At 69.0% G+C, this 6,631-nt stretch carries 8 protein-coding genes; 4 read left to right on the forward strand and 4 right to left on the reverse strand.

The features are described 5' to 3' along the window. Window positions 1-350: 350 nt before the first annotated feature. Window positions 351-992 (reverse strand): DNA-3-methyladenine glycosylase, encoded by a 642-nt coding sequence (locus P1P75_RS38360; RefSeq protein ID WP_319264122.1) that lies wholly within the window; start codon window positions 990-992, stop codon window positions 351-353. 145 nt (window positions 993-1,137) lie between these two features. Between P1P75_RS38360 and P1P75_RS38365 the strand changes: the two genes are divergently transcribed. From P1P75_RS38365 to P1P75_RS38375, 3 genes are all read left to right on the forward strand, one after another. Then, complete coding sequence (locus tag P1P75_RS38365) at window positions 1,138-1,920, forward strand: sporulation protein (protein ID WP_319264123.1); 783 nt, start codon at window positions 1,138-1,140, stop codon at window positions 1,918-1,920. A 43-nt stretch (window positions 1,921-1,963) separates the two neighbouring features. Beyond that, window positions 1,964-2,500 carry a YbhB/YbcL family Raf kinase inhibitor-like protein gene (locus P1P75_RS38370; protein WP_319264125.1) on the forward strand — a complete coding sequence of 179 codons (537 nt, stop codon included), beginning with the start codon at window positions 1,964-1,966 and terminating at the stop codon, window positions 2,498-2,500. Window positions 2,501-2,712: 212 nt separating this feature from the next. After that, window positions 2,713-3,219, forward strand: coding sequence for an HNH endonuclease (locus tag P1P75_RS38375; protein WP_086772526.1), 507 nt, complete (start codon window positions 2,713-2,715; stop codon window positions 3,217-3,219). A 90-nt stretch (window positions 3,220-3,309) separates the two neighbouring features. Here P1P75_RS38375 and P1P75_RS38380 read toward each other — a convergent pair whose 3' ends face one another. The 3 genes from P1P75_RS38380 to P1P75_RS38390 form a co-directional block, all read right to left on the reverse strand. Beyond that, window positions 3,310-4,257, reverse strand: a complete 948-nt coding sequence (locus P1P75_RS38380; protein WP_150470307.1) for an SPFH domain-containing protein — start codon at window positions 4,255-4,257, stop codon at window positions 3,310-3,312. 140 nt (window positions 4,258-4,397) lie between these two features. Beyond that, a complete protein-coding gene (locus P1P75_RS38385; RefSeq protein ID WP_319264127.1) occupies window positions 4,398-4,829 on the reverse strand; it encodes an NfeD family protein in 432 nt (143 codons plus the stop codon). 54 nt (window positions 4,830-4,883) lie between these two features. Continuing rightward, the gene (locus P1P75_RS38390) at window positions 4,884-5,681 is read right to left on the reverse strand and encodes an ABC transporter ATP-binding protein (RefSeq protein WP_319264129.1); all 798 of its coding nucleotides are present in this window, start codon (window positions 5,679-5,681) and stop codon (window positions 4,884-4,886) included. Between the two features lie 154 nt (window positions 5,682-5,835). Here P1P75_RS38390 and P1P75_RS38395 point away from each other — a divergent pair, with 154 nt between their 5' ends. Continuing rightward, window positions 5,836-6,615 (forward strand): hypothetical protein, encoded by a 780-nt coding sequence (locus P1P75_RS38395; RefSeq protein ID WP_319264131.1) that lies wholly within the window; start codon window positions 5,836-5,838, stop codon window positions 6,613-6,615. Window positions 6,616-6,631: the final 16 nt, after the last annotated feature.

Genomic DNA, 6,631 nt, shown 5'->3' on the forward strand with positions numbered 1-6,631 from the left:
TCCTTTGTACTCACCCGAGAGACTCTCTCAGGCTTTCCTCCGGGCGCTTCCCTTCGGTCTTGCGTTTCCGACTCTATCAGACCGTTTCCGGATCCGATTCCCTGTCGGCGGGATTTGTCTTGGGCTTTTGGCTTTCGCCTGTCGGCCTTTCGACATTCACTACGTTAGCCGATTCTCTCGCCAGCTCATAATCGAGCTTCGTCGAGTTCGAATTCAGACATGCGAACACGTCGAATTCGACCCCCGCTGAGGGGGCGATCTAGGTAGTGGGTTGGCCGCTTCCGGCTGCAGGCGAATGCCGTACCCGGGTCAAGCGGCTCGGGCTACGTTACGCCGCTCCCCAAGGGGAGTCAACTTCGGCGGCGCCTGGGTACATGGGCCCGGTAGGGACTCACTGTCGGGTCGTCAGCGACCCAGTAGCGCCAGGGGTGGACGCCTCCGTCACCGGAGACTCCGGTGCGCGGGCCGTTGCGCACCTGGTCGGCAGGGACCGGGGTGCCCCTGAGGACACGGATCGGGGTGTCGCCGCAGGCACAGGCGTCCGTTCCGTCGAGGGCACGGTCGACGTCCAGGGCCGTGGCCAGGCGGGCGGGGCCTTTGGCCAGTTCCTTGTCGCTTCGGGCCGAGAGTCGACGTTTGCGGGCCTGTTCGGCGCCTTCGACCACCTCGCCGGCGCGGAGGAGGACACCGCTCGCTTCCCCCTCAGGACCGCAGACGAGGTTCATGCAGTGCCACATGCCGTAGGTGAAGTAGACGTACACATGTCCGGCCGGGCCGAACATCACGCTGTTGCGGGCCGTGCGGCCACGGAAGGCGTGGGAGCCGGGGTCGTTCGGGCCGTCGTAGGCCTCGACCTCGGTGAGGCGAAGGGTGATCGGACCGTCCGGGGTGGTGCGCACGATGAGGCGGCCGAGGAGTTCGGGGGCGACGTCCAGTACAGGGCGCTCGAAGAAGGTCCTGGGCAGGGGCGTACGGTCGGGGGTCGCGATCATGCCCTCCGAGAGTAGTGGAGACGGTCGGTGCGCCGGGGTGGCCGGCCCGGACTCGGCTTGCCAGGGTGGAGCGCGGAACCGGTCCCGGCCGGATTGCGTTGGTAGGGATCAAGGATCCCGTCGTAGAGGTCGTAGAGGGAGAGTCATGGCGTTCAAGAAGCTGCTCGCGAGTCTCGGTGCCGGTGGGGCCTCGGTCGAGACGGTGCTGACCGAGGTCAACGTCGTCCCGGGTGGCGTGGTGCAGGGTGAGGTGCGGATCCAGGGCGGGTCCGTCAACCAGCAGATCGAGGGGCTGTCGGTCGGGCTCCAGGCCAAGGTCGAGGTCGAGAACGGCGACCAGGAGTACAAGCAGGACGTCGAGTTCACGAAGCAGCGGCTGGGCGGGGCCTTCGAGCTCCAGGCGAACGCGGTGCACGCCGTGCCGTTCGGGCTGGAGATCCCGTGGGAGACGCCGATCACGATGATCGACGGACAGGCCCTGCGCGGGATGAACATCGGGGTGACCACCGAGCTGGAGATCGCCCGCGCCGTGGACTCCGGTGACCTGGACCCGGTGAACGTGCACCCGCTGCCCGCGCAGAAGGCGATCCTGGACGCCTTCCTCCAGCTCGGCTTCCGCTTCAAGAACGCGGACGTCGAGCGCGGTCACATCCGGGGTACGCGGCAGAAGCTGCCCTTCTACCAGGAGATCGAGTTCTTCCCGCCGGCGCAGTACCGCGGCCTCAACCAGGTCGAGCTGAGCTTCGTGGCCGACGAGCAGGCGATGGACGTCGTCCTGGAGATGGACAAGAAGCCGGGCCTGTTCAGCGAGGGCAGCGACACCTTCCGCTCGTTCAAGGTGGGGCTGAACGACTTCCAGGGGACCGACTGGGCGGCGTACCTCAACCAGTGGCTGTCCGAGGTCGGCAGCAAGCGCAACTGGTTCTAGGCTCGGAGCCGCTGATTCCAGAACCGATTCGGGAGGTACCGAGGTGACCGAGCTCAAGCGCCGGCCGCTCCCCCACGACTTCCATCCGCCCGTGCCGTCGTTCACGGTGACGAGCGAGGACGTCGAGGAGGGCGGGACACTCAAGGGCGACCAGGTCCAGGCTGACGGGAACACCTCGCCGCAGCTGCGGTGGGAGGGCTTCCCGCCGGAGACCAAGAGTTTCGCGGTGACCTGTTACGACCCGGACGCGCCGACGGGCAGCGGGTTCTGGCACTGGGTGCTGTTCGACATCCCCGCCTCGGTGACCGAGCTTCCGGCGGGTGCGGGCGGCGGTAGGTTCGCGGGCCTGCCCGAAGGCGCCGTACACGCGCGCAACGACTACGGGACGAAGGACTTCGGCGGGGCCGCGCCGCCGCCCGGGGACGGGGCGCACCGGTACGTGTTCACGGTGTACGCGGTGGACCAGGAGAAACTCGGTCCGGATGCCGATGCCTCGCCGGCCGTCGTCGGGTTCAACCTGCGGTTCCACACGATCGCGCGAGCACAGTTGGTCGGTGAGTACGAGAACCCCGCGAGCTGAGCCGGCCCCCGGCTGAGTCAGCCCATCGTTCATTCAACGTTTGCCCGTCCCTGGTCTTGGAAGTGATCAGGGGCGGGCATTTTGTTGCCGGGGGCGCGGGGGGCATCCCCCGTGGGAGCAGCAGATATTGCGTTGTCCATCTCGGCGTGCCCGGCCAGAGTTGACCCCAGCCCGCCAGGGGGTGGGCCGGTGCACACAGGAGGTGGGCTGGTATGCGGGACACGCTGGTACTGAACGCGAGCTTCGAGCCGCTGTCGACGGTGACGTTGAACCGTGCCGTCGTTCTGGTGCTTCAGGACAAGGCCGTCGTCGAGCAGGCCCACCCCGAACTGCGGATGCGGGGAGCCGAGGTGGACATACCGGCGCCCCGGGTCATCAGGCTGTGCAGGTACGTACGGGTGCCGTTCCGAAGACAAGCACCGTGGTCGAGGCGGGGTGTGCTGGTCAGGGACCGGCACCGGTGCGCGTACTGCGGCCACCGGGCGACCACGGTGGACCACGTGGTGCCGCGGGCTCAGGGTGGTCAGGACTCCTGGCTCAACACGGTCGCCTCCTGCGCCGAGGACAACCACCGTAAGGCGGACCGGACTCCGGACCAGGCGGGGATGCCGTTGCTGCGGCTGCCGTTCGAGCCGACGCCGCAGGACGCGATGCTTCTCGCCCTGGGTCAGGACGACTTGGCCGCGCTGCCGGAGTGGCTGACCATGGACGCCGCCTAGCGGAGTTGTCGTACGTGGCTGTACGCACGGTTCCCCGCGACCCCTGACGGAGGGGGCGCGGGGAACCGTGCGTCTGCGGGGTCCTGCGTGTCAGTCGATGGAGGGCTTCTCGCGGCGTTCCTTCGGGCTGTCCGAGCCGCCGTTGGAGCCCGAACCGCCTCCCATGCCGCCGAAGTTGCCCATGGCGCCGGACAGGCCCTTGAGCGCGTCGCCGATTTCGCTGGGGACGATCCAGAGCTTGTTGGCGTCGCCTTCGGCAATCTTCGGGAGCATCTGGAGGTACTGGTAGGACAGGAGCTTCTGGTCCGCGTCGCCGGCGTGGATCGCCTCGAAGACCGTACGGACCGCCTGGGCTTCGCCCTCGGCGCGCAGGGCGGCGGCCTTGGCTTCGCCCTCGGCCCTGAGGATGGCGGACTGCTTCTCGCCCTCGGCCGTGAGGATCGCGGCCTGGCGCGTGCCTTCGGCGGTGAGGATCGCGGCGCGCTTGTCACGGTCGGCGCGCATCTGCTTCTCCATCGAGTCCTGGATGGAGGTCGGGGGCTCGATCGCCTTCAGTTCCACGCGGTTGACGCGGATGCCCCACTTGCCGGTGGCCTCGTCGAGGACGCCGCGCAGGGCCGCGTTGATCTCCTCGCGGGAGGTCAGGGTCCGTTCGAGGTCCATACCACCGATGATGTTGCGCAGGGTGGTGACGGTGAGCTGCTCGATCGCCTGGATGTAGCTGGCGACTTCGTAGGTCGCGGCGCGGGCGTCGGTCACCTGGTAGTAGATGACGGTGTCGATGTTGACGACCAGGTTGTCCTGGGTGATCACCGGCTGCGGGGGGAACGGCACGACCTGTTCACGCAGGTCGATGCGGTTGCGGATGGTGTCGATGAACGGAACGACGATGTTGAGGCCCGCGTTGAGCGTCCGCGTGTAGCGGCCGAACCGCTCCACGATCGCGGCGCTCGCCTGTGGGATGACCTGGATCGTCTTGATCAGGGCGATGAAGACCAACACCACCAGGATGATCAAGACGATGATGACCGGTTCCATCGTGCTCCCCGTACCCTTCTCCGCCTCGGCGCTTTCGGAAGATCTTAGGCTTGTTGAAGATCTTGCTGGTCGAGTGTGACAGACCGTCGTCCGGCCCGTGGGCTGTTCTGTTCACTTACGCGGTGCGGGAGTTGGCAGGGTCAGATGACGATCGCCGTGGCCCCCTCGATGTCCACGACATCGACTTCCTGGCCCACCTCGTAGACCCGGTCGGTGTCGAGAGCACGCGCCGACCAGACCTCGCCGGCCAGCTTGATGCGTCCGCCCGAGCCGTCGACCCGTTCCAGGACGACGGCCTGCTTGCCCTTCAACGCGTCGACCCCGCTGGCGAATTGGGGGCGCTGGGCGCTGTGCCGGGCCGCGATGGGCCGTACTACGGCGATGAGGGCGACGGAGACGGCCACGAAGACGAGCACCTGGGCGACCACGTCGAAGCCGAGCCCCGCCGTGACGGCCGCGGCCACCGCGCCGACCGCGAACATGCCGAACTCCGGCATGGCGGTGACCACCAGGGGGATTCCGAGCGCTGCCGCGCCTACGAGCCACCACACCCACGCGTCGATGTCGTTCACACGTTCATGGTAGGTCCGTCAGGTGTGCCGCCGACAGGGCGCGAACAGGGGCGGTCAGGCGAGCGGCAGTCCCTGGGCGGTCCAGCGGTCGCCGACCTGTTCCACGACGAGGGGGAGGCCGAAGCAGAGGGAGAGGTTGCGGGAGGTCAGTTCGAGTTCGACCGGGCCGGCGGCGAGGACCTTGCCCTGCCGGATCATCAGGACGTGGGTGAAGCCGGGGGCGATCTCCTCGACATGGTGCGTGACCATGATCATCGACGGGGCGATCGGGTCGCGGGCGAGGCGGCCGAGGCGGCGTACGAGGTCCTCGCGGCCACCGAGGTCGAGACCGGCGGCCGGCTCGTCCAGCAGCAGCAGCTCGGGGTCGGTCATCAGGGCGCGGGCGATGAGCGTGCGCTTGCGCTCTCCCTCGGAGAGGGTGCCGAACTTGCGGTCCAGGTAGTCGGTCATGCCGAGGCGGTCGAGGAAGGCGCGGGCGCGCTGCTCGTCGATCTCCTCGTAGTCCTCCTGCCAGCTGGCCGTCATGCCGTACGCGGCGGTCAGTACGGTCTGCAGGACGGTCTGGCGCTTGGGGAGCTTGTCGGCCATCGCGATGCCGGCCATGCCGATGCGGGGGCGCAGCTCGAAGACGTCGGTGCCGGGCGTGCCGAGGGTCTCGCCGAGGATGGTGGCGGTGCCGCTGCTGGGGTAGAGGTAGCTGGACGCGACGTTCAGCAGGGTCGTCTTGCCGGCTCCGTTGGGGCCGAGGATGACCCAGCGCTCGCCTTCCTTGACCGACCAGGAGACCTGGTCCACCAGAGCCCGGCCCTCGCGGACCACGGATACGTCCTGAAGCTCCAGAACATCGCTCATGAGCGCGTTGTCTCCCCTTGCAGTGTGGCCGGTCTCGGTTGTCGCGTACGCCAGTGGCTCGGACCGCCGCGCGCGGGTGGGCGCGGCCCTCCGGGAAAATCTACGCCACCGGCCGGGGGGACCGTTCCATCGGTCCGGTCCTTAGGCTGGGGGCATGCTTTCGGAACCGCGCTCTGGTCGCCTTGCCGCTTGGGGAAATGCCCTTTTGGCCGGACTTGTCTCTCCGGACGACGCTGTGCTCGCCATCGTCGGGGCGGACGCCGTGCACCGGGTGGAGGGGCTGCCCGGCGAGTCCGCGCCCGTCGGACTCACGCTCGCCCTGGGGCGGCTGCGGGCGCTCGGGGTGAGCGGGCTGCGGGTGGCGCTGCCGACGCCGGGGCATCCGCTGGGGCTGAGCGGGCCGCCGGAGTTCAACGCGCGGGCGCTGGAGGCCGAGGAGGCGGTGGTCTGTCACGGGGCCGCGCTCGGGCTGGTACCGGAGGTGTACGAGGCCGGGCCCGCGGGTGATGTGCATGTGGAGGTGGTGTGGCACTGCCTGCCCGTTCGGGAGGCTCCGCCGGCGGACGTGCCGTCGCTGGGTGAGGCCGAGCGGGAGCTGGCGGAGGCCCTGCGCGACGCCACGACCGTGCTGTCACGGCTGGACGTGGCCGGGTCGGGGCCGGTGGCGGAGGCGGCGGTCGAGGCGTACCGGGCTCGGGCGGAGCGGGGGCGGGAGATGCTGGCGCCGGGGTATCCGCCGCGGGCTGTGCGGGTGCTGGAGCTCGCGCAGCGGGTGGGGTTGTTGGTGTCGCTGGCGTACGAGAACGGGCACGGGGGCGCGGTGAGCGCGTCCGAGATGGGGGCTCGGGTTGCCGCTCTGCGGCCGGTGGAGCGGACGGGGCGGCGGGCGCAGGTGGCCGCGTACAACGCGTACGTGGAGGAGCGGGAGCGGTGAGGTCGTCGGGGTGTGG

Origin of the sequence: Streptomyces sp. ID05-39B (genome assembly GCF_033794725.1) — a bacterium.
GTDB classification, from domain to species: domain Bacteria; phylum Actinomycetota; class Actinomycetes; order Streptomycetales; family Streptomycetaceae; genus Streptomyces; species Streptomyces bobili.